The organism is Pseudodesulfovibrio sp. JC047 (genome assembly GCF_010468615.1).
GTDB lineage: Bacteria > Desulfobacterota > Desulfovibrionia > Desulfovibrionales > Desulfovibrionaceae > Pseudodesulfovibrio.
The window spans coordinates 36,941-60,911 of sequence record NZ_WUEH01000014.1; the positions used below are offsets into that span (position 1 = coordinate 36,941).

Annotated in this window: 21 protein-coding genes; 20 read left to right on the forward strand and 1 reads right to left on the reverse strand. The window is 54.5% G+C overall.

Annotated elements, in window-relative coordinates:
• Window positions 1-310: 310 nt before the first annotated feature.
• From GO013_RS10525 to GO013_RS10575, 12 genes are all read left to right on the forward strand, one after another.
• On the forward strand, window positions 311-748 hold the full coding sequence (locus GO013_RS10525) for a response regulator (protein ID WP_163810884.1): 438 nt from the start codon (window positions 311-313) through the stop codon (window positions 746-748).
• Between the two features lie 19 nt (window positions 749-767).
• Window positions 768-1,667, forward strand: a complete 900-nt coding sequence (locus tag GO013_RS10530) for a response regulator (RefSeq protein WP_163810886.1) — start codon at window positions 768-770, stop codon at window positions 1,665-1,667.
• A gap of 33 nt (window positions 1,668-1,700) precedes the next feature.
• On the forward strand, window positions 1,701-3,551 hold the full coding sequence (locus GO013_RS10535) for a DASS family sodium-coupled anion symporter (RefSeq protein ID WP_163810887.1): 1,851 nt from the start codon (window positions 1,701-1,703) through the stop codon (window positions 3,549-3,551).
• A 71-nt stretch (window positions 3,552-3,622) separates the two neighbouring features.
• Entirely contained in the window at window positions 3,623-3,772 is a 150-nt protein-coding gene (locus GO013_RS17015) for a hypothetical protein (protein WP_203529537.1), read from the forward strand.
• Between the two features lie 12 nt (window positions 3,773-3,784).
• Entirely contained in the window at window positions 3,785-4,333 is a 549-nt protein-coding gene (locus tag GO013_RS10540) for a YIP1 family protein (protein ID WP_163810889.1), read from the forward strand.
• A 113-nt stretch (window positions 4,334-4,446) separates the two neighbouring features.
• Window positions 4,447-4,830, forward strand: a complete 384-nt coding sequence (locus GO013_RS10545; protein ID WP_163810892.1) for a response regulator — start codon at window positions 4,447-4,449, stop codon at window positions 4,828-4,830.
• Window positions 4,831-4,847: 17 nt separating this feature from the next.
• Window positions 4,848-7,442 (forward strand): PEP/pyruvate-binding domain-containing protein, encoded by a 2,595-nt coding sequence (locus GO013_RS10550; protein WP_163810894.1) that lies wholly within the window; start codon window positions 4,848-4,850, stop codon window positions 7,440-7,442.
• Entirely contained in the window at window positions 7,439-9,115 is a 1,677-nt protein-coding gene (locus tag GO013_RS10555) for a PAS domain-containing sensor histidine kinase (protein ID WP_163810896.1), read from the forward strand. The genes GO013_RS10550 and GO013_RS10555 overlap by 4 nt, the downstream gene beginning before the upstream one ends.
• Window positions 9,112-9,510 carry a response regulator gene (locus GO013_RS10560; RefSeq protein ID WP_163810898.1) on the forward strand — a complete coding sequence of 133 codons (399 nt, stop codon included), beginning with the start codon at window positions 9,112-9,114 and terminating at the stop codon, window positions 9,508-9,510. The genes GO013_RS10555 and GO013_RS10560 overlap by 4 nt, the downstream gene beginning before the upstream one ends.
• Entirely contained in the window at window positions 9,507-10,424 is a 918-nt protein-coding gene (locus GO013_RS10565) for an ATP-binding protein (protein ID WP_163810900.1), read from the forward strand. Before GO013_RS10560 ends, GO013_RS10565 begins: the two co-directional genes overlap by 4 nt.
• Before the next feature lie 9 nt (window positions 10,425-10,433).
• The gene (locus GO013_RS10570) at window positions 10,434-10,862 is read left to right on the forward strand and encodes a response regulator (RefSeq protein WP_163810902.1); all 429 of its coding nucleotides are present in this window, start codon (window positions 10,434-10,436) and stop codon (window positions 10,860-10,862) included.
• A gap of 129 nt (window positions 10,863-10,991) precedes the next feature.
• Complete coding sequence (locus GO013_RS10575; protein WP_163810904.1) at window positions 10,992-12,539, forward strand: ATP-binding protein; 1,548 nt, start codon at window positions 10,992-10,994, stop codon at window positions 12,537-12,539.
• Window positions 12,540-12,615: 76 nt separating this feature from the next.
• Here the strand turns inward: GO013_RS10575 and GO013_RS10580 are convergent, their stop codons facing one another.
• Window positions 12,616-13,233: a hypothetical protein gene (locus GO013_RS10580; protein WP_163810906.1), complete on the reverse strand. Its 618-nt coding sequence runs from the start codon at window positions 13,231-13,233 to the stop codon at window positions 12,616-12,618.
• Window positions 13,234-13,893: 660 nt separating this feature from the next.
• Here GO013_RS10580 and GO013_RS10585 point away from each other — a divergent pair.
• The 8 genes from GO013_RS10585 to GO013_RS10620 all read left to right on the forward strand — a co-directional run bounded on the left by GO013_RS10585 (window position 13,894) and on the right by GO013_RS10620 (window position 23,968).
• The gene (locus tag GO013_RS10585; protein ID WP_203529540.1) at window positions 13,894-14,910 is read left to right on the forward strand and encodes a molybdopterin-binding protein; all 1,017 of its coding nucleotides are present in this window, start codon (window positions 13,894-13,896) and stop codon (window positions 14,908-14,910) included.
• Between the two features lie 74 nt (window positions 14,911-14,984).
• On the forward strand, window positions 14,985-17,699 hold the full coding sequence (locus GO013_RS10590) for a molybdopterin-dependent aldehyde oxidoreductase (RefSeq protein WP_163810908.1): 2,715 nt from the start codon (window positions 14,985-14,987) through the stop codon (window positions 17,697-17,699).
• A 66-nt stretch (window positions 17,700-17,765) separates the two neighbouring features.
• The gene (locus tag GO013_RS10595) at window positions 17,766-20,018 is read left to right on the forward strand and encodes a pyridine nucleotide-disulfide oxidoreductase/dicluster-binding protein (protein WP_163810910.1); all 2,253 of its coding nucleotides are present in this window, start codon (window positions 17,766-17,768) and stop codon (window positions 20,016-20,018) included.
• Window positions 20,015-20,230, forward strand: a complete 216-nt coding sequence (locus GO013_RS10600) for a DVU_1557 family redox protein (RefSeq protein WP_163810912.1) — start codon at window positions 20,015-20,017, stop codon at window positions 20,228-20,230. The genes GO013_RS10595 and GO013_RS10600 overlap by 4 nt, the downstream gene beginning before the upstream one ends.
• Window positions 20,227-20,892 carry a DVU_1556 family methyltransferase gene (gene trsM / locus GO013_RS10605; RefSeq protein ID WP_343219563.1) on the forward strand — a complete coding sequence of 222 codons (666 nt, stop codon included), beginning with the start codon at window positions 20,227-20,229 and terminating at the stop codon, window positions 20,890-20,892. Before GO013_RS10600 ends, trsM begins: the two co-directional genes overlap by 4 nt.
• Entirely contained in the window at window positions 20,882-21,337 is a 456-nt protein-coding gene (locus tag GO013_RS10610) for a DVU_1555 family C-GCAxxG-C-C protein (protein ID WP_163810916.1), read from the forward strand. The genes trsM and GO013_RS10610 overlap by 11 nt, the downstream gene beginning before the upstream one ends.
• Complete coding sequence (gene trsS / locus GO013_RS10615) at window positions 21,334-22,680, forward strand: radical SAM (seleno)protein TrsS (protein WP_163810918.1); 1,347 nt, start codon at window positions 21,334-21,336, stop codon at window positions 22,678-22,680. Before GO013_RS10610 ends, trsS begins: the two co-directional genes overlap by 4 nt.
• Entirely contained in the window at window positions 22,661-23,968 is a 1,308-nt protein-coding gene (locus GO013_RS10620) for a DVU_1553 family AMP-dependent CoA ligase (RefSeq protein ID WP_163810920.1), read from the forward strand. The genes trsS and GO013_RS10620 overlap by 20 nt, the downstream gene beginning before the upstream one ends.
• Window positions 23,969-23,971 lie beyond the last annotated feature (3 nt).

Sequence of the window (23,971 nt, forward strand, 5' to 3'; positions counted from 1 at the left end):
TGATTTGTGTCCATGGTATTGGTTTTTGTGCAGTGCAGCAACCATGCCTTGCCAGACGAAAAGGATGTTCGACGAAGCACCTTGTCTGCGTGATGGTTCCTGTTCGCGGATTTCGTGGGCTTATTGCCTTTCCAGACCAACCGCCTGTTTTCTTTTTTTATTGCGTGAATATGAATTTGGCAAATCGTCTTTGCGCGGTGTTTTGCCAAAAAAATATCATTAAAATCAAATGATTGAAAGTGGCACACGGGTTGCTAAAGAGAAGTCGTTGTTCGCGAATTATCAAGCAGCTCAAACAGACGGTGACGCCATGGAACAATTGAAAATCTTACTTGTGGACGATGAGGAGCGGTTGCTCGTCACGACAAAAAAACTTTTCGAGAAAATGGGCATTTATGCCCTGACTGCCTCGTCCGGCAAGAGTGCGCTCCAGGTGCTGGAAGAACAGGAAGTGCATGTCGTGTTTCTCGACATCAAGATGCCCGGCATGGATGGCATGGAAACCTTGCAGCGCATCAAGAAGAATTACCCCCTCATGGAAGTCATCATCCTGACGGGACACGCCACCATGGAGACAGCGGTGGAGTGTCTCAAACTCGGGGCGTTGGACTATCTCATCAAACCTGTCAGCATGAAGGATTTTCTGGAAAAGGCGGAAGCAGCCTTTGAGAAAGTGACCCTTCAGAAACAGAAAATTCATTCTGCCCGAATGGTTGAAACAACCGGTGGGCAGGATGGTCTGCGTTAGATAACATTAGGAGGTTGAAATGGTTAAAATCAAGGTCCTCATGGTTGACGATGAGGAACGCTTCCGTACCACGACGGCTAAGATATTGGCTCGCAAAGGATTTGAAACGATTCTTGCGGAGAGTGGTAAAGAGGCATTGGACAAATTGGATCAGAAACCCGATGTGGTCATTCTGGATGTCAAGATGAGCGGGTTGGATGGTCATGCCACCCTGAAACTCATCAAGGAACGAGAGCCTGACATCCCGATCATCATGTTGACCGGGCACGGCGATGTCCCGGGCGCGCGCAAGGCCTATGAAACGGGGGCGTTTGATTATCTGGCCAAACCGTGTGCCGTGGATTTGCTGAGTGTCAAGATTCATGACGCCTACGAATATGCGACCAAGGTTGCATATATCGAAAAAAGTGCGGGGGACATCATGATTCCCCTCGAACGATACACGAAAATCGACATCAACAGCACGGTCCGTGACGCTATCGACGCCCTTGATACGGCCATGCGTGAATTCATGGCAACGGATCGACTGATGGATACGGGCCACCGTTCCGTGGTGGTGACCGGGTCCAATCATACTGTGGTCGGTCTGCTCAGTCCTTTGGACCTCATTGATGCGATCAGGCCCGGATACCTTTCGGCACCGAAACCGTCGATGGCCGATTCCCTGCAATATTCCGCCATGTTCTGGCAGGGGCTGTTCACATCCCGCGTCAAGGAGATCGTCAATACGCCTGTTCGGACGTTCATGTCCGATGCGCTTCCCGTCATCGATGTCGAGGCCAATCTCATGGAAGTGGCCAACACCATGGTGACACTTCCTGCTCGACGCATGTTGGTTCAGGCCCATGGCAAGGATGTCGGCATCGTTCGTGAACAGGAGCTGTTCTACGAGGTCGCAAAGATCATTTCGTCCAGCTGATCTTCATTGAAGTTCAACACACAGAGGTAAAAAATGGCTCAAGAAAAGAAAAAGGCGACCGGGTATGACAAGTATGTCAACTGGAAGCTCCTGATAATTCCGGTGATTATTTTTGCGGTAATTGTCCTGTTGCCGACGCCTGATGGAATGAAAAATGTCGGTATGCAGTATTCTGTTGGCCCAAAAGTTGTGACGCAATTTATCGCCATGGAATTGTTCGGAAAGAAGAGCGCGGATTGCGAACAATGGCAGGTTTTGACTGCCCGAATGATGGAACAGAACATGCGCATGGGCGCGTTGTCCAAGGATCGGTTTGTGAAGCGTGATCTGAAATGGGCAAAAAAGTACAAGATTCCAGTTGATTCAGCGAATTTTCAACGGTCCCTTCAATACATTGTGGATTCTGTGCCTACTGAAACCTACCTTTCGATCATGCAGGAAGCCTTCAAGCTGCGGACAACCGGTTTGAATTATGACGTCCTGTCGGATCGAGACAAGGCCAACGCGGACGACGGAGCCTGGAATATCAAGGTGTCCATCGCCTTGGTGGTCTTTGTGGTCTTCTGTTTCATGACCGAGTGCATGCCGCTCCCGGGCGTGGCCTTTTGTATCGGGTTGATTCTCGTTTTTTCCGGGGTGGTTTCGCGAAGTCAGGTGGCGGGGTTGTATTGGTCGGACGCCTGTTGGTTTATCATGGGTTCCCTCATGTTTGCGGCGGCGTTTGTCAAAACCGGCGTCGATAAGCGCATGTGTCTGATGATGTTCCGCAAATTGGCTGTGCCAAATGTGCGGTGGATCACCCTGATTTTCTTTATCGTCATTTCTCCGCTTGCGGCGTTCATTTCGGACCACGCCCTGGCGGCCATGTTCCTGCCCATCGGTATGTTGCTGTACCAGAATAGCCTGACGGACGAGGTTCCCGAAGACAAGGAACTGGCCAAGATGCTGATGATCGCCATTGCCATGGCGTGTAACATCGGTGGTCCGGGTGCTCCGTCCGGCGGTGCCCGTAACGTTATCATGATGACATACCTGAGTGACATGTTCGGCATGGACATCGGGTACGCGCAGTGGATCGCCTATTGTATGCCGTTTGTCATCGTGATGATTCCCTGCACCTGGCTGGTGACCAATATGGTCTTTAAGCCTCGGATCACGTCCCTTGCCCCGGCCATGCGCCATTTGGAAGGGGAAATCGACAAGATGGGGCGATGGAACAAGCACCAGATCTGGGCCATGGTTATTTTTGTCATCATGGTCTTTGGCTGGTTCACGGAAAAGGCGTTTTACAACATGGGTATTTATCCCATCCGCCTCGGCATCGGTGTCATCGCGGTTGGCGGTGCCGTGGCTTATTTGTTGGCCGGTGTGGTCAACTGGCGTGACTATCAGGAAAAAGTCGATTGGGGTGTTGTCTGGTTATACGCGGGCGCGATCATTTTTGGTCGAACCCTCGACAAGACCGGTGCAGCCTATTGGCTGGCCCAATCCGTTATCGACATGCTGGCCCCGCTGGGCATGAGCGAAGGAATCCCCTTGATGCTCACTTCCAACGGATTGACAGCCGTGTTGACGAACCTGATGGCCGATGGTCCGGCTGCTGCCGCTGTTGGTCCCATTACCTTGAATCTGGCGAGTATCGTGCATCCGGGCACGACGTTCCTGCCGTTCATGGCGATGTCCACCGCTGTGGCGTCATCCTTTGCCTATTGTCTGATTATCGGCACGCCGCCCAACGCCATCGTGTATGCGTCCGGGTATCTGGAGCCAAAGGATTACGTTCGAATCGGTATCCCCATGTGGTTTATCGCTAATATCGTGATCGTGCTTCTGACGGCCGTCTATTGGTGCGGCATCGGCTTCAACGATTTGCCCTCGTTCTGACGAGGCTCATTCAACCGTGCAAAGGTGGCCCGTCCGTGTGGGCGGGCCACCCAAAAAAAGAGGAGGGGGCCATGACACAGGAAAAAACTCGGGAAAAGCGTTTCGTGCATGAAAAAGGGGTGACGTATTTTTCAAAACAGACCGAACGGCGTGTGCTTTTTGTGTTCACCATGGTGATGCTTCTTTGGGGCGTTATCGAATATTCACGGGATTTCTTTTAGGGGGACGGACCAATGAAAGCATCATGTGTCGCTGAAACGAAAATGGGCATCAGAGAATATTTTGACGTCATTTTTGCGGTCATTCGGTCGCCAGTTCGATATTTTGAAGGGGTTGCCGAGGAGTCCGGGTCACGCCGCGCCCTGGTTTTCCTGATGATTTCCGCCGTGTTCTATTGTTCTGTCAGCATGGCCTATTTTTTCGAAAATTCACTGACCATGGGGGTGGTCATGATGATGAATGCCGTCCTCATGCCCGCGCTCGGAGCCGTGTTCAGCTTCATTCTTCTCGGCATGAGCGGTCGGGGGAAAATCTCCTATGGCCGGGTTTTCAATGTCTATGCCTATGCCAGCGGCGCGGTCATGGTGATTTCATGGATTCCGGGATTGGCTATTGTCATGGAGCCGGTTCGGGCCGTGCTTGTCGGTGTGGGGCTGTACAAGGTGACTGGGATCAGCAAGCTCAAGGCCGCACTGATTGTTGTGACCACGGCAGTGTTGCTGCTGATGTTCTTCTGGGCGGCAGCCCCGTTGGTTTTTGAAATGCGAACACTATTTTCGTGAGGATGTGTCTGATTCGACGCGGACGGACTGGTCGTCCATTCCTTACCCTCCCCAGCAGGCCGGGGACTTGCCCCGTCCCCGGCCACGGCGGAGAAATTGAGCGGGAGAGTTGTATGCAGAAAATCAAATTGCTTCTTGTTGATGATGAAAAGGATTTTTTGACGGTGTACGCGCGGCGGTTCATCCGCCGAAATGCCGATATCACACTGGCTTCGAGCGGCCAGGAAGCACTTCAGGCTATCCGAGATGCGGAGTTTGACGTGGTGATTCTGGATGTTCTGATGCCGGAAATGAATGGCATTGAAACCCTTCGGCGGATCAAGGCCATCAAGCCTGACTTGCCAGTGATCATTTTGACCGGCCATGCCAGCTCCAAGGCCATGATCGAGGGCATGGATATCGGGGCATTTGATTTTCTGATCAAGCCGGTTGGGACGGATGAGTTGTATTTCAGGGTGCTGGATGCAGTCAGGTCCAGACGTCAGGCGCAGGAGTAATCCGCGGGAGTGGAACCATGCAGACCCTTTTCAAGACGCTGTTCAAGTGTATTCGTCGATCACCGTCCGGACAGGATGAAGACCGGGATCGGTTCTTGGCGAAAACCGAAAATTTCCGCCTGTTGCTGGCCGCCAACAACAAGGCTCTTGAGGGCATGGCTCAGGCCACTGAGGATGCGCAGTCGAGCGCGGTTTTCAGCATGGCGCATGTTCGGGCGCAGTGTTTGATGATCGCCTCCAACGTGCGGCAGATGATCGAGCGGCTGTGCCTGATGGCTCCGGGCCGATATGACGCACTCCGGGATGTTTTCAATGCGCGTGTTCTGGCCATGGAAAAGGCCATGGACGAAGGCGCACTGGTCGATGACGGGCCGCTCGTCCTTGAAATGGAGGATATCTGTGCTGATTCCGTACCGCAGACCGGGGCCAAAATGGCCATGCTCGGCGAAGTCCGGGCCGCCCTTGGTGTGGAAGTCCCCCGTGGCTTTTCCATCACGGCAGCGTCTTTTGGACGCATCATGGAACAGACCGGGCTTGGTGATGAAATCAATCGACTGATTCAAATTCACGACAGTGATACTTTGGATGGATTGCGACTCCTGGAGGAAAGCATCAGACACGCCATTGATATGACAGTGATTCCACAGGACATCGAACAGGCCGTGAAGAAAAGTTGTCAGATATTCGGGAAGGTCCGGTTGGCCGTGCGCAGCAGCGCGATTGGTGAGGATTCCGAAGACGCGAGTTTTGCCGGACAATTCGCGTCGAAGCTCGGGGTGAAGGCGGATGATGTGTTGGAAGCCTATCGACGGGTGGTTGCCAGTGCCTATTCGTCCACGGCCATGTCCTATCGGCTCAACCGGGGTTTGCGTGACGATGCCGTTATCATGTGCGTGGCCTGCATGGAAATGATCAACGCCAAGGCGGGCGGAGTTGTCTATACCCGTTCACCCATGGGGCGGCATGACCGTCAGGTGCTGGTCAATGCGGTGCCCGGCCTGCCGAGCGCGGTGGTGGATGGATCGTCGTTGGTTGATTCATGGGTGGTTGACCGGGAATCCCTGACCATTCTGGATCGGCATATCGCGGTCAAGGATGTCTGTCATGGCGTGGCGACAAATGGTCGTATTATTCGGGAAAGATTGTCGGGCGAGAGAAGCGGTGCGCCATCTGTTGACGATACGTTCGTGAAAGAACTTGTGCAGCAGGCTCTCCGTATTGAACGGTATTTCACGCATCCGCAGGATATTGAGTGGGCGTTGGCGGACGATGGACGACTCGTCTTTCTGCAATGTCGTCCCTTGGCGGTTTGTGAACCACATGATGAGGTGCCGTCCGAAATGGAGCGGACTGAAGATGCTGGCGCCATTCTTTTTGACGCCTGTGATGTTGCCAGTCCCGGGGTGGCGGGAGGTCCGGTTTTCCCTGTGGCCGCTGATGAGGATATGTCCCAATTTCCTGACGGTGGGGTGGTGGTGTCGCGGAGTGCCCGACCGCAATTGTCCGTGCTCATGGCCCATGCCAGTGCCTTGGTGACAGACTACGGCAGTTCGGTGGGCCATCTCGCCAATGTCGCCCGGGAATTCGGTATCCCGTACCTGATCGCCGGTCCCGGTGCCTTTGAGCAATTGTCCGGGGTTGGGGTGGTCACGGTCAATGCGATGAACGGGACCATCTCTCTTGGATTGCGGCAATCCCAGCTAGACGCTGCCGTCACGACTGATTCGGTGGTTTTAGGTAATGATGTGCGGATGGCGTTGCAACGGGTTTTGCCATGTCTCGTGCCGTTGTCGCTGACTGACCCGGAGTCTCCGGATTTCGTGCCAGAAAATTGTGTCTCACTTCACGACATCACCCGATTTTGCCATGAAAAAGCGGTGAATGAGATGTTCATGGGCGGGGAACGTTTGACCTCCAATGCGCGAAAATTGGTCGGTAAAACTCCCACGCAGTACTGGCTTATCGACATTGGGGGCGGCACGGTTGAAACCGCTGACACCGCGCGGGTCACCCTGAATGACATTCGGTCCAACGCCATGCAGGCGGTGTGGCGCGGCATGACCGCTATCCCTTGGGACGGGCCTCCGCCGGTCGCGGCGGGTGGGCTGATGGCCGTCCTGTCCGAGGCGGCGAGTAATCCTGCCCTGACCCCGGGCATGGCAAATAGCATGGGAGAGCGGAATTATTTCATTGTCGGTCGGCAGTATTGCAATCTGCAATCCCGTTTCGGATTCCATTTTTGCACCATCGAAGGGTTTGCCGGAGACGATCCCACAGAGAATTATGCGCTGTTTCAATTCAAGGGCGGCGGCGCGGATATGGCGCGTCGGTCTCGGCGAACGGCCATGATCGGAACATTGTTGGAACGTCATGGATTTATTGTTGAGATTCGAGATGACGCTCTGTTCGCGCGTATCGAAGGTGTGGAGGCCGACGCCGTGGAGCAGGCACTTGTGGTGGCGGGATATCTTTTGGTGCACACGCGGCAGGTTGATATGGTCTGTGCCGATATCGCGTCCATTGATCGGTACAAGCAGAAATTTTCAACGGATATCAATGCCCTTTTGTCCGGGAAAATGACGGATATCCATGACTGGAGGTGTGGCGCATGATTCCTTCATCATACAGAAAACTTCGGTGGACCCTTGTGCTCATGACGGTGAGCCTGTCTCTCGTTCCGCTCTTTGCGCTCGGCTATGTCATTCATGCAGAATTCAGTCAGTCCTATGAAGAAAAACTGGCGAGCAATTTACAGTTGATGACGAGCAATAAACGGGACGCCATCGACATGTTCTTGAGTGAACGGATAGTCCAATTGCAACTGCTTGCGGATATGCACAGTTTTGCGGATATGAAGGACCAGAAAATACTGCGATCCGTATTCAATGCCATGCAGCATGTCTCCCATTCCTTCATTGATATCGGGGTGATCGGACAGGACGGACAACATAAATCGTATTGTGGGCCTTTTGATCTCAAGGATGTCAATTACCGGGATGAACCCTGGTTCAATCAGGTCATGCTCAAGGGCTTGTATGTCAGTGATGTCTTCATGGGGTTCCGGAATTTTCCGCATTTCATCATTGCGGTGAAACGGCGGGAAGGGGACATCACCTGGATACTCCGGGCCACGATCGATTCGGAGGTGTTCACATCTTTGGTGCGGAATGTCCGTATCGGCAAACAGGGTGACGCCTATCTCGTCAATCGGCATGACGCCTTGCAGACCCCGTCCCGTTTTGGTGGCGCGGTGTTGTCGCAGGCTGAGCTGCCCGAACACCGGGGAGAAGGCGATGTGGAAATCGTCAATTGGCAGAAGGACGGCACACCGTTTGTGGCTGGGATCACTCGATTGGCCCATGCCGGATGGCGGCTGGTCATCATCGAGAACCCGGACGAGGAACTGTCACCGCTGTTGCGGACGCAATCACTCATTTTCACGCTGTTATCCATCTGCGCGCTCATGATTTTTGTCGGAGCGTACAGTTCTGTGGCATCCATCGTGGCCAAGTTGCGGGCTTCGGATCGTGAACGGGCGGCCATGGATGCTGCGGTCATGCAGTCAAGCAAGATGGCATCGCTGGGTAAACTGGCAGCTGGCGTGGCCCATGAAATCAATAATCCCCTGTCGATTATCAGAGAGAGTGCCGGATGGATTCGCGATATCATTAATGATGGGGAAGTGGGCGAAGGCGAAGCTGTAGACGATCTTCAGGAGGCCACGGACGACATTGATCGGCATGTTGAACGGGCGCGGACTGTGACCCATCGAATGTTGGGGTTTGCCCGGCGGATGGAACCGTTGCATGAAGACGTTGATCTCAACCTGTTGGCCATGCAGACCTTTTCATTCCTCGAAAATGAAACCCGCCACCGGAATATCGATGTGGTGCGTCGGTTTGATCCGGATTTGCCGCTTATCACTACCGACTCCAATCAGGTCCAGCAGGTCTTGTTGAACCTGCTTGAAAACGCCATCGATGCCATCGGTGAAAATGGGTCCATTGTCCTTTCGACCAAGGAACAGCAGGGACGGGTGGTTGTCGAAATCGAAGACAGTGGTGACGGCATTCCCGAAGAACATATCAACAAGGTTTTTGATCCGTTTTTTACGACCAAAGCCACGGGAGAAGGCACCGGGCTGGGGTTGTCCATCGTCTACACCACGCTCAAGAAGTTGGGCGGCAGGATCTCGGTACGGAGCCGACGCGGTCAGGGAACGATTTTCACGGTGTCCCTGCCCTTGACCTGCCCGGTTTTTCCCGAGTGTCAGGAGGAAATATGACTCGAATACACGTTCTCGTCGTCGATGATGAGCCGGATTTTTTGAAGCTCATTCAACGTCGATTGGCAAAAAGAAATGTGGATGTGGATGTCGCCACCAGCGGAGAATCCGCGCTTGAGCAGTTGCGGAAGAATTCGGTGGACGTGGTGATTCTTGATGTGAAGATGCCGGGCTTGAGCGGTATTGAGACTCTCAAGGAGATTCGGAAGCGGTTTGGAAACATCGCGGTCATCATGCTCACCGGACATGGGTCGGTGAAGTCTGGCATCGATGGCATGAGTCATGGGGCCTATGACTACATTCTCAAACCGTTTTCCATTGATGATCTGCTTGAGCGAATTCGTGCAGCCAGTGAACATTCCCGATTGAAGAGACAGGACCGAGGTGAGGCATGAAACTCGTGAGGGTCAGACGAATAGCCCGTCTGGGGCAGTATGTGTACCCCGCATCCTGTCTGGTGATTGGGGCTATTGTCTGGAAATATCCACCGTCTGACCATCTTTTCGTGATGCTGGCCATCGGTGCCGGTGTGCTGTGCATGTGGGGAGTGCTTCGGATCGCTTTTCGATGGCTGGAGGACGCCACTGCCGAACAGTCCCGGCTTGGCAAGGAGTTGATCCAGTCGCAAAAGGTGCTGGCCCTTGGCGAAATTTCCACGGGCATTGCCCATGAGATCAACAACCCTCTGAATATCATTTTACGTGAAGTCGAATTGTTGAGGACACAGCTTGATGCCCCGCCGTCTTCCAATGATCTGGGCGAAATCCGTGACAGTCTGGATTCCATTCTCGGACAGGTTGAACGGTGCTCGGAAATCACGCACAAGTTGCTGGATTTCGCCCGCCATCGGCGTCCTGTGTCGCAGTTCGCCGATATCAACCTGCTCATGGAGGACATGTTGTCTCTGGTCGAGCGGGAGTCCGGGACCGACAGTATCTGGATCGTCAGGGCCTTTGATGATCTCATGCCCATGGTCAAGACCGATCCGCCGTTGTTACGACAGGTCTTTCTCAATCTTCTTATCAATGCTGTGCAGGCCATGGGCAAGAGCGGCGTGATTTTCGTGTCCACCTATTGCGAGGACGGCATGGCGTGTGTCGAAGTCCGGGACACCGGCCCAGGCATAAGCCCGGATGATATCAAGCGGATTTTCAATCCTTTTTATACGACGAAACCTCCGGGTGATGGCACGGGGCTGGGCCTGTCGGTCAGCCTGCGGATTATCAATGAACTCGGGGGAAGTCTGTGTGTGAAATCAGATCCCGGTGAAGGCGCGACCTTTACCGTTCGGATCCCAATAGACCATTGAGAGGTTCCCATGGAAAGTACTGCACGAGTCCTGGTTGTTGATGACGAAGAACGGTTTCGGAAATCCATGGCCCGTATCCTGCGTTCGAAGGGCTATGTCGTGGACGAAGTCGGCGATGGCATGGCCGCACTAAACACGCTCGCGACCGGCGGGTTTGACGTGGTGTTGCTCGATTTGAAGATGCCTGAAATGTCGGGCGAAGAAACTTTTCAGGAGATTCGGTTGCAGGGATTCGATGTCGAAACCATTTGTCTGACCGGGCATGTGTCCATCGATGACGCGACTCGGCTGTTGCGACGTGGTGTCTTTGATTATCTCGTGAAACCCGCATCCGTGGATGAAATCCTCGGAGCGGTGCAGCGAGCCATGGAAAAGAAACAGCTTCGGAATGATGAAATAGCAATAGATCAGCTTTTCAGGAATTCAGCGATGCGTTGAGATGGTGTTGAGGGAGTGGCTTTGGCTGATTCGGGCAGCATGGTGTCGCGACGTGGGCGTTGTGCTTTTGGCGAGAGTCTTGATGTGGTACATGATGTGGACTGTATGTCTTTTTACGGGGAGTACGGCGTGGATGATTTCAGTTATGAAAATATGGGATTCTGTTATTGGAACGGGTCGTTAGGTCCGTTCAATATCGGCGTCGTCGGGGTCGGCAACGGGTTGAAGGTTCTGGTGGACATCATTTACAATGAAGCCTTTCGGGAATTTTTGCCGGAAATTCGTTTGCTCGCCGTGAGTCACGAGGGCGAAACCGAAACCGTGCTGCGAGAATTGGATGGCATCGCCTGTCCGGTCTACGCCACTTGGCCGGAAATGCTCGATATGCATCCAGAAATCAATTTGGTTGTTGAAATTACTGGAAGTCGTGAAATTCGGTGCCGGTTGCGGCAGTCTCTTCCAGATCGAATTTCACTCATGGATCATCGCGAGTTTGTTTTCATGTGCGGTCTGCACGACATGGCGTTGGTCAAGACCCATTACATGAATCATCTGGACCATCAGCGAACCCTGTTGCAGTCCATCATCGATGAGATTCGGGAAGACATCTTCCTGCTCGATAAAAAGGGGAACATCACGGATGTGAATCGGATGGTCTGGCAACGGATCGGCCTGTCTCGAAAGGAGCTGTTGGGGCAACCGTGCTGGCACGCGGCGCGACTCCGGGATGGTTCGATTTTTTGTTCCGAACTCGATCCGGCCTGTCCATTTCATGCGACCCTGAAAAGCGGTAAAAAGGAAGAGTCCCTCGTCACTCGGATCAATGGGAACGGATTGCTGCAATATTATCGACTGTACGCGTATCCCATCTATGACATCAGAGGAAATATGACCCATATTATGGTCATGCACCGGGATATCACCGAGCGAACCCGTCGGGAAAAGTTTCAGCATCAGCGGGACAAGTTCGCCATTATCGGGGAAATGTCCACGTATCTGGCCCATGAAATCCGGAACCCGCTTTTTGCCGTGGGAGGATTTGCCAATTCTCTGTTGAAATCATCCAACCTCGACGCCAAGGATCGGGAAAAAGCCCAGATCATTGCCGATGAAACCCAACGATTGGACAAGATGTTGAGCAACATGCTGAATTTTGCCCGGCCCACGCGGGTGGGGGCGGAAAATGTCGATATCCTCACCGTGTGTCGGGATGTGGCGGAACTGATGTCCGTGGGCTATGGCAAACGCGGGTATTCCATCTCGGTGGATGCTCCGCCGTTGCCTCCGGTCAAAGGCGAGGCCGATGCGTTCAAGCAGTGCATCGTCAACCTTGTCAAGAATAGCATTGAAGCCATGCCGGACGGTGGAAAGATCCTTTTGGAATTGTCGTTGGACGGTGGAGAAGTTGTTTTGAAGGTGATTGATTCTGGTGAGGGGATGGCTGAACAGGAATTGGGAAAGGTCTTCAATCCGTTTTATTCTACCAAGGAAGACGGCAATGGTCTCGGGTTGGCCATGATCAAGAAGATCGTGGAAGATTTTGGCGGGACAGTGGATATCGCCAGCAAGGTCGGGCAGGGCACGACCGTGTCCATGCGGCTGTTGCCGGTGCTCGATGTGGACAACGAAGACGTGGTTGAGGACGCACCCACTACCGCCGAGATCGGGGAATATTGATGAACCCCCGCACCAGGAAGGTACGGGGGCCGTGACGGGGTGTTTGCGCGTACCCCCAGAGGAAGGGCCGTCGGCATTATTCCGATGCTGCGTGGTGTGTGGCGTTGGGTGAGGGGAATGGGGAACCGGTGTGTTCAAGTCCCCCCTTGGAGAGTTCCTGCCGTACTTCATCGAGGTCGATGATCCGTGGCGGAACGAGAGAATACCCGGAGGCATCACACCAGTCGTGGTTGGTGGCAAAAACGGTGTCATACCGGATTTCATCGAGAATGTAGTATCCCTCTTCGCCCATGATGCGGTCCCATTGGTGGACCATGAATTCGAACTTGGACGGATCAAACGGTCCCGGGGTCGTCCATTCCCAGGAAAATTTGCACAGCTCGTTGTCAAAACCCAGTACGCAGAGATACTTGGCCTTGCTGTCCAGATACATGCGACGTCTGATCTTGAGAGGATTCGCCGTAATCAGGGAGGTGTCGAATTCGACGGGAACACCGTCCACCGTCACCTGAATGTGGCAGACGTCATCAATCCGCATTCCCCATGTGGCGGTCTTTCCCTTGCGCCACCAGTCGAGTGCCTTCATGGCATACACATCAGACCCATATTCATTGACGAGACCAGCGGTCTTTTCGGATATGGGATGGAGTGCGAGATCACATGAATGTCCATGTACAGTAAAAGCGATTTGCATGGTAAATTCTCCTTATTGTGACTTTTTCCCTTCGTGATATTTGTGTTTTTGCATAGGGTGTGCCTGAATAGATTTTTATATTCCTTGCTGTATTTATTCACTTGGAAATATTGGATTCTTTTTTGAAATCTGAAAATATGGCAACATTTGATGGAACGGCAAAGAGTCTTTTTTTGCCCGATATTTGCCAGATCCTGCCACAACAAATGGTTGAAAATATGTGAAGCACGAATGTGGGGTACAGAATGGATGTGCCGAGATTCTTTGCAAGAAAGAAAATGTTTTTGCGGAAAAAGAATCTATTTGCGTGTTTTTTTTGGGTTCTTTTTGTGTGAAAGGTTTGTCCTGTTGACGCTTTTTTTGTGGAGGAGTATGTAAAAACCGTTTCGATGTTTTTGGTGTTGGAAAGGGTGCCCCTCCTTCAAGCTGTGTTGGAGGCCTTTCTGTGAAAATGTTGTCAATTGTATTGTGCTTGTTGCGGCATAATTGTACAGAAACAAACACTGAAGAAAGCGGACAAGGCAAGGACGATATGTCGGACACGCTCTGTGGTGGAGAAAATTGTGTCTTGCATTAGGCTCATTTGAGCATAGTGCTCATTGAAAGACGATCTTGGTGGAGAAGATATCTGCCTTTGACGGAATATGGAGTTGGCTGCTGATGAAAACTGTTCACGTTCACGATGCCGTCGGTATGGTGCTGTGTCATGATATGACGCGGATTGTCCCCGGAGAGACCAAGGGACCAGCGTTCAGAAAAGGTCATGTCATAGCTGAAGAAGATATCCCGTTGTTGTTGGATATCGGCAAGGAACACATTTATGTGCTCGATCTGGAAAAAGGAAAGATTCATGAAAACGAAGCGGCCGAGCGTATTTCGAAAGCCGCTGTCGGCCCGGGCATCACTTTATCCGAAGTGAGTGAAGGGCGCGTCAATTTTCAGGCCTCGCCCGGATTGCTCGATGTGAATGTTGAGGCCCTGAATCGGATCAATTCCATTGAAGAAGTGGTCCTGGCCACCATGCATACCGGCCAGCAGGTCACTCAGGCCAGACCCGTGGCCGGAACACGGGTGGTTCCGCTGGTCATCGATGAATCGAAAATCGAGCGGGTCGAATCCATTTGTGCCGACTATCCCTATGTGGTCGGAGTCCGGCCATTCAAACATCGTCATGTCGGGCTGGTTACCACCGGGAGTGAAGTTTTTCACGGGCGTATTACAGACAAATTCGGTCCGGTCATTCGTAAAAAATTCAAGCAATTGGGATCAACCGTCATGGATCAGCGGTTGACATCTGACGACCCGTCCATGACCCGGGACGCCATCATGGCCTTTATTGCCGAAGGTGCTGAAATGGTGGTGGTCACGGGTGGCATGTCTGTTGATCCGGATGATCAGACGCCCACGGCCATCCGGGCCACTGGTGCCGAGGTCGTGACCTATGGTTCCCCAACTTTTCCTGGCGTCATGTTCATGCTCGCCAGACTTGGTGATGTGCCCATTCTCGGGCTGCCCGGGTGTGTCATGTACTACCGGGCTTCTGTTTTTGATCTTGTGGTGCCCCGCATTCTGGCCGGGGAAGAGATTTCTCGTGAGGACATTGTGGCTCTGGGCCACGGCGGATTTTGCGCTTCGTGTGATGTGTGTCGATACCCTATATGCCCCTTTGGTAAATAGTCATTGGATCGCGACTTTCATTTTGAGATTCGCAACAGCGAGACAGTCATATACTTTCAAGGAGGAATACTGTCATGATTAAACGGACTCTTATGGTGAACGGCATTGCCCGGCAGGTCGTCTGTGAAGCAGACGAATCTCTGGCCAATGTCCTGCGTGAAAACCTGGGCCTGACAAGTGTGAAGGTCGGTTGTAATACCGGTCAATGCGGCAGTTGCAGTATCATCAAGGATGGAAAGTTGATCCGTTCTTGCACCATGAAGATGAAACGTGTCAAAAATGGTTCGAAAGTTATGACCCTCGAAGGGCTTGGCACACCGGATAACCTGCATCCCATCCAGTTGGCCTGGATCGCGTATGGCGGTGCCCAATGCGGTTTCTGTTCGCCGGGTTTCCTGATGTCCACGTATGCCTTGTTGGGAACCAATCCCAAACCGACGCGCGAGGAAGTGCGTGACTGGTTCCAGAAACATCGTAATGCCTGCCGGTGCACCGGGTACAAACCGCTGGTCGACGCCGTTATGGCGGCTGCCGAGGTCCTGCGGGGCGACAAGAGCAAGGACGATCTGATCTTCAAGATTCCCGAAGACGGTCGTATTTGGGGCACCAATTATCCGCGTCCTTCGGCTGTTGCCAAGGTCACGGGGACGTGGGACTTCGGTGCGGACGTCGGTTTGCGTCTGCCTCCTGGAACCTTGCAGTGCCAGCTGGTGCAAGCCGAGGTTTCTCATGCGAAAATTTTGTCTATTGATACCTCCGAGGCCGAAGCTGTCCCGGGTGTGTACAAGGTCGTCACCGCACAGGACGTCAAAGGCAAAAACCGGATTACCGGTCTGATTACCTTCCCCTCCAACAAGGGTGACGGTTGGGATCGTCCCATTCTGTGTGACGAAAAGGTCTTCCAGTATGGTGATGCTCTCGCCATTGTCTGCGCCGATACATTGGCCGCAGCCAAGGAAGGGGCCGCAAAGGTCAAGGTGGAGCTGGAACAACTGCCCGAGTACATGAGTGCCCCGGCGGCCATGGCTGATGACGCCATGGAAATTCATCCTGGCACGCCCAATGTGTATTACGAACAGAAAGTGGCCAAGGGTGAAGACACGGCGCCCATTTTCGAAAAAGCAGACGTGGTCATCGAAGGTGACTACTACACCCAACGTCAGCCGCATATGCCCATCGAGCCGGATGTTGGATTTGCGTACATGGATGAAGACAAACTGGTCATTCACTCAAAATCCATCGGTATTCACCTGCATCTGTACATGATTGCTCCCGGTCTGGGCATGGAACCTGAAAAGATGGTGCTGGTTCAGAATCCCACAGGGGGAACGTTTGGATACAAGTTCTCGCCGACCATGGAAGCATTGGTTGGCGCAGCCGCCATGGCAACCGGTCGTCCGGTGTACCTGAATTACACCTGGAAACAACAGCAGACGTATACCGGCAAACGTTCGCCGCAATTTACCACCGTGCGCATGGCTGCCACCAAGGAAGGCAAGTTGCTCGGTATGGAAACGGATTGGACCGTGGACCATGGCCCATATTCCGAATTCGGTGATCTGCTGACCCTGCGAGGTGCCCAGTATATCGGTGCCGGATATGATATTCCCGCGATTCGTGGTGAAGGGCGGACCGTGTGTACCAACCATTGTTGGGGCGCGGCCTTCCGTGGTTATGGTGCTCCCGAGGCGGAATTCCCCTCTGAAGTGCTCATGGATGAGCTGGCCGAAAAACTTGGGATGGACCCGCTCGATCTGCGGTACAAGAACGTCTATCGCAAGGGCTCGACCACGCCGACCGGTCAGGACCCGGAAGTCTATTCCCTGCCTGAGATGATCGATAGGATTCGTCCCAAATATGCGGAAGCCAAGAAACAGGCTGCCGAGCAGTCCACTGACGCGATCAAACGCGGCGTGGGTATCTCTGTTGGTGTCTATGGGTCCGGTCTGGACGGCCCTGATACCGCTGAAGTCGATATCGCGTTGAACGAAGACAATACCGTGACCGTGTTCACTGCGTGGGGCGATCATGGACAGGGTGCTGATATGGGAACTTTGGGCACGGCGCACGAAGCGTTGCGGCCCATGAACCTGTCTCCTGACCAGATTCATCTGGTGATGGGTGACACCAGCTTGGCTCCGAATGCGGGACCGGCTGGCGGCAGTCGTTCGCAGGTTGTTGTTGGTCAGGCGACCAAGAATGCCTGTGATTTGCTGGTCGCGGCCATGAAGAAAAAGGACGGAACCTTCCGCACCTATGAAGAAATGGTCGCCGAGGAACTGGACCTCCGGTACAACGGTAAGTGGACGGCTCCTGCCAATGACTGCGATGAAAACGGTCAGGGAAATCCGTTCTGCTGCTATATGTACGGCGTGTTCCTGTCCCAGGTCGCCGTGGATGTCGCGACCGGAAAGACCACGGTAGAGAAAATGGTCACTGTCGCCGATATCGGTGTGGTGAACAACTACCTGCTGGTGGATGGTCAGATTCACGGTGGTGTTGCCCAGGGTATCGGCCTTGCCTTGAGTGAGGATTATGAGGATATCAAGAAACATTCCACCATGGTTGGTGCCGGACTGCCCTACATCAAGCAGATTCCGGATGACATGGAGATCATTTACGTGGAAACCCCGCGTCCCGATGGTCCCTTTGGCGCGTCCGGTGTCGGTGAAATGCCGCTGACCGCACCTCATGCAGCCATTATCAATGCTATCTATAATGCCTGCGGTGCCCGAATCAGGAAACTGCCTGCCTACCCTGAAAAGGTGTTGGCGGCCATGAAGGTGTAAAGAATAGACCGTACCATTGGCGGCCCGTGCCTCGGCACGGGCCGCTTTTTCCATGAGTGGGGAGATATGGAACAGGCCGAATTGAGACAGTGGGAACAGCAATGTGTGCAAGAGGAAGTGCCGTGGTGCCTCGCGGCGTGTCCGCTGCATGTTGATGCCAAGGCTTTTTGTGCCTTGATGGCGCAACAGCGGTGGGACAAGGCGTGGATGGTTTTGGCCAAGACACTTCCTGTGCCCGGCATACTGGCTCGGTTGTGCGATGCGCCGTGTCAGGAAGTCTGTGTGCGCAAGGATGTGGGTGGAGCGATCGAAATGGGCCGTTTGGAACGGTTTTGCGCCGAGAACGCCAAGCCCGTGGCGCCGCCTCGACGGCTGCCGTCCCGGGGAAAATCCATTGCCGTGTTCGGTGGTGGCTTGACCGGCCTGTGCGGTGCGTGGGAATTGGCCCGCCGGGGATTTGACGTAACCCTGTCTTGTTCGGTTGTGGGTGAAGGCTTGCCCGCATTGCCGGACGGTGTGTTGGATGCGGAAGTGGCCAGCCTTGAAAAATTGGGTGTTGTCATTCGGCGCAGTGAGTCGCTACCGCTTGAACGGTTGCAGGACTGCCTCGTGGACAGCGATGCCGCGTTCATTGATTCGGCGAGTGTGCCGGAAGACTGGACGGTGTTTCTGGGTGAGCCGGATGCGATGACGCTTGGAACCACGCAACTCGGCGTTTTTTCGAGTCCGGCAGGAGAATCATCCGCGATTATGCAGGCGGCCGCTGGTCGTCGAGCCGCCAATTCCGTGGAGCGGTTCACGCAGGGCGTGTCCATGGTGTCGGGCCGCGATCATGAAGGGCCGTATGCAACGCGTTTGTTTACCAATTTGGCCTCTGTTGACGTGGTTGAGCCGATCAAGACATCGGGTCCGTATTCCGAAGACACTGCTCGTGATGAGGCGAAACGGTGTCTGCAATGCGAATGTATGGAATGTGTCAAAGGGTGCGAATACCTGCGCCATTTCAACTATTATCCCAAGGTGTACGTCCGGCAGGTGTACAATAACGAGTCCATTGTCATGGGCACGAGACAGGCCAATACCCTGATTAATTCCTGTATGTTGTGCGGATTGTGCGAAACCGTGTGCCCCGAAGATTTTTCCATGGCCGACGTATGCCTTCAGGCGCGACAGACCATGGTCGAAACCGGAAAAATGCCGCAGTCAGCCCATGAATTCGCCTTGCGCGACATGGCCTTTGCGGATGGGGACAGGTGTACGTTGGCCCGTCATGCTCCGGGCGAATCTTCCAGTGAATATGTCTTTTTTCCTGGCTGTCAGTTGACGGCGTCTGATCCCGAAGGGGTCATGGCAGCGTATGGCGACCTCCGGGATCGGCTCGGAGCTGTCGGATTGATGCTGCATTGTTGCAGTGCCCCGGCAGCGTGGGCGGGACGTCAGGCTTTGGCCGAGGCATCCATGGCGACGCTCAAGCAACAGTGGGAGGATTTGGGCTGTCCCCGAATCATTGCAGCCTGTCCCACCTGTCTGAAGACATTGCGTCAGGGATTGCCGGATGTCGAAATCCTTTCGCATTGGTCAATATTGCGGGCCGTGGGGCTGCCGTCGGGTGCGATGTCGGTACCGTGTCCGTTGGCGGTCAATGATCCCTGTGCAGCTCGATATGATCCGCTTTTGCGCGAGGATGTCCGGGCCGTGCTGGATCGGATGCGGGTCGAGATGGTCGAGCCTGCGTACAATGGGGAGTTGGCCCAGTGTTGCGGGTATGGCGGGCTTGTCTCCGAAGCCAATCCGGATCTGGGGCTGGCGGTGGCCGATGTACGTGCCAAGGGAGCGGATGAGGATTTTGTGACCTATTGCATCATGTGTCGTGACATGATCGCCAAGACCGGAAAGCGGGCCATGCATGTGTATGATTTGCTCTATCCACGGCAGGACGATCCCGCAGCGCGTCCTTCCCCCGGATATTCGGCCCGGCGGGAAAATCGGGTTCGACTCAAGGAACAATTGCTCCGGGATGTGTGGGGACAGGACGAGACACATACTGTCGAACCGTATGAATCCATTGAGTTTGATGTGACAGACGCGGTTGCGCGCAGCATGGAGGATCGGCGGATTTTGAAGAGCGACATCCAGAAAGTGCTGTTGCAAGCCAGAGAGTCTGGGACGCGTCTGGTGAATCGCGAGACCGGCTATTTTCTCGCGAGTTTTCGACCTGTGGTAATGACCTATTGGGTTGAATATGAAGAAAGGGCCGCAGGACTTTTGGTGCATCGGGTCTGGTGTCATCGAATGAAGATACAGGGGGCGCAGCCATGAGTGTCATCAAGGTACCGGAAGCGGATATTGCGGGCTGGACCTGCGCGACATGTGGAACGGAATTGGTGCTGGCTCCGGTGGAGCTGGAATATCTTGATTCCCTGTTCAATGTGGAATTGCCACGATGTCCTTCCTGCGGGTTCGTGTACATCCCGGAAGGGCTGGCTCTCGGGAAAATGCATCAGGTCGAGCAGTTGCTGGAGGACAAGTGACGCCTTCGACAACAGAAATCCCGTTGTGGGAGCACCCCGTTTTGCGTGCGGCTGCCGGGGAAACCCTGCGACCCGGCGGGTTTGCGATCACGGATCGGGCAGCGGCTCTGATCGGCCTTGTGCCCGGCTGGCGCGTGCTTGACGTAGGCAGTGGACTGGGGGTCACGGTGGACCGACTTCGTGCCCGTTTTGGCGTTGAAAGTTGGGGGGTAGAGCTGTCCGGATCACAGATCGCCCGTGGAGACGCTCGTCATGTCATTCAGGCTCGTGGGGATGTATTGCCCTTTGCGGATGGGACCTTTGATGCGGTCTTTTGTGAATGTGTGCTGTCCCTGTTCGAGAACCCTCGGCAGGGGCTTGCGGAGTTTCATCGTGTCATTCGGCCGCAGGGGGTTGTCGTGCTGGCGGACCTTTATGCCGAGGGGCGAATTGAGTCCTCGGGGAATTCCTGCGGGGAGAGGGCGGTTTCACTCGCAACGACGCGGACGCAAATCGAGGCGTGTGGATTTTCTGTCCGTCTGGTGGAGGACCATACCGATCAATTGAAAAATTTGGCGGCGAAATTGGTGTTCGCCGGAGACCATCGGGCCGGGGGATGTGGTTGTGGTCTCGGGTATTATCTCATGATTGCGCAAAAAGAGGGAGAGCCTCATGGTGGATGAGACGGGTCTCAAGATGATGGAATACGGCGGCAAGGGCTATTGTTGCAGCCAGATTGTGCTGTTGCTGGCCTTGGACGAAATGGGGCGGGACAACCCTGATCTGATCCGGGCCGCTGCTGGATTGTGCAATGGGCTTGGCGACTGTTCCGGTCCCTGTGGCGTGTATACCGGCGCGGCGTTGCTGCTTGGTCTGTATGGGGGCAAGGGGTTGGATATGGAAGAATCCGTGGAGATCCTGCCGTTGATGCTTGAACAGTTGCGGGAGTGGTTTGCCCAGACCACATTGGAATACGGCGGTATGGCGTGTCAGGATATTCTGGATGGCCGGTGTGGACAGCCGGATGTGGCACGATGCGGCGGTTTGCTGGCCGCAACCTATGAGCAGGTCCGTGCGATTCTGGTTGAGCATGGACTGGATCCGTCCGAAGGACGTGATGTTCCATGAGCCGTTTGCCTCGAAGCGTCTGTCCCGTGTGCTTGCGACCGATTCCGGCCGAGCATGAGACGGTTGGCGACGATACCTTTCTGGTCAAGACCTGTCCTGAACACGGCTCTTTTCGGACCATTGTCTGGCGCGGTTCGCCCGCATTCTCGACATGGTCCCGAGTGAAAATTCCGTCGCCTCCAAAGAAGCCGTTCACCCGGGTGGATAAGGGGTGTCCGCTGGACTGTGGGTTGTGTGATGCCCATCGACAGCACACCTGCACCGCTGTGGTGGAAGTGACATGGCGATGCAATCTCGGATGCCCGGTCTGTTTTGCGTCGTCAGGGCACAGTGCGCCACCCGACCCTACCCACGAGGAACTCGGATTTTTGTTCGATCGGGTGAAGGTGGCGTCCGGTCTGTGCAACATCCAACTTTCCGGGGGCGAACCCACCGTGCGCGAGGATCTGCCGGAAGTCATTCGGATTGCCAAACACAAAGGCTTTCCGTTTGTGCAGCTCAATTCCAACGGACTGCGGATCGGACAGGAAAAAGGGTATGCCGCGCGGCTGGCCAAGGCCGGATTGAATTCCGTCTTCCTGCAATTCGACGGGGTGGACGATGCGGTCTATGAGACCCTGCGTGGTCGGCCTCTTCTGGCGGTCAAAATGGCTGCGTTGCGTGCCTTGGCCGAGGCAGGCATCGGGGTCGTCTTGGTTCCGACCGTCATTCCGGGAGTGAATGACGACGCATTGGGTGCCATTATCGAACTGGCTGCCGAACAGTCGCCACATATTCGCGGTGTCCATTTTCAACCCGTGAGCTATTTTGGTCGATATGCGCAGGCTCCGACAGACGACCAACGGATCACTTTGCCGGAATTGATGCGTCTGCTTGAAGCCCAGACCCGGGGGGCGTTGCGGGCGACCCATTTCATGCCGCCCGGATGTGAGCATTCGCACTGTTCGTTTCACGCCAATTACGTGGTCATGGATGACGGGCAGTTGCATAAACTGTCAGCAGAAGGAAAATGCGGGTGCCAGCCGCGTCCCGCATCCGAGGGCGCGGACAAGGCCAAGGCGTTTGTGAAACGCCAGTGGGTGGCTCCGAAAACCGTGTTGCCCATGGCTCCCGGTCCCGATGCATTGGATACCTTTATCAGCCGTGCGGCCACGCATACGCTGGCCGTATCCGCCATGGCGTTTCAGGATGCCTGGACCTTGGACCTTGAACGGCTCAAGGGATGCTGTATTCATGAAGTCTCACCGGATGGGCGATTGATCCCGTTTTGCGCCTACAATTTGACCTCCATGGCGGGGGAAACGCTGTATCGGGGAAAATGCCATGGCCCTGTCGGTTCTTGATCGCTGGTTGATCCGGCGAATGGGCTGGCGTGCGGCAGACCCGCCGACCGCCCGAGATATCCGACGCTGGCAGTGTGATCGGTTGCAGACTCTCGTGTCTCATGCGCAGGCCAACAGTCCTTTTTATGCCCGTCATCTGGCAGGTGTGGATGGGACGGCCATTGTTTCCCCGGAGGAGTATGCCACACTGCCCATGATGACGGCGGATGAAGTGCGTGATCACGGCGAACGGATGGTGTGCGTGTCGCAGGACGCCATCGCGCGGGTGGTGACAGTGACGACTTCGGGCACCACCGGCAGACCAAAGCGGATATTCCAGACGGCCGAGGACCTTGAAGCCACCATCGACTATTTCGCCTGGGGTATGAAAAATCTCGTTGCTCCGGGGCAAACCGTCCTTGTGTTGATGCCCGCAGACAGACCCGGTGGCGTGGGACGATTGTTGGTGGAGGCCATCGAACGGATTGGAGCGCGTGCTGTCACCCATGGCGTCATGCAGGATGTCGAAGCGGCACTCGATCAGTGTCGAGAGGTGCAGGCCCAGAGCCTTGTCGGATCGTCCTCCCATATTCATATGCTTGCTTGCGCGTGGGAGAAACGAGGGGTATCTTTTAACAAAATCCAATCCGTGCTGTTGTGTTGGGATTCAGTCCCCAATGCCGTGGTTCATACGGTGGAACGGGTGTTTGGCTGCCGTGTCTTTCGGCATTGGGGCATGATTGAAACCGGACTGGGCGGTGCCGTGGAGTGTGCCCCGCATTCGGGAATGCATCTTCGGGAAACCGATGTCTATGTGGAAATCATCGACCCGGAAACCGGGGAGCTGCGACCAGACGGGGCGTTCGGGGAAATTGTGGTGTCCACTCCGCTCCGGTTGGGAATGCCGCTGATTCGGTATCGGACGGGTGACATGGGGAGAATCCTCCCTGACAGGTGTGAATGTAAAAGTCCTTTGCGTCGGCTCGATACCCAGGTATTCCGAAAGGAAGACGGAGTGAAAATCGGCTCCGGGGTGCTGACCATGCGGGACTTGAATGAAGTGCTGTACGCCGTGCCCGGATTGGACGATTTTTGTGCATGGTATCATGATGGTCATGTGCGGGTTTTGGTGTGCGGGGATGAATCCACCGTTCCGAAACGCGTGCAAGAGGCCCTCGGGACCATGTCGGTTGTCGAGCAGGGGATGAAAAAGGGGCTGCTCACGGTAGATGTTGCAATGAAAAATGACGGAACCCCGGCTGTATCGGGTCTGGGGAAACGATCCATAGTGCGAGAACTGGAGAAATGAATC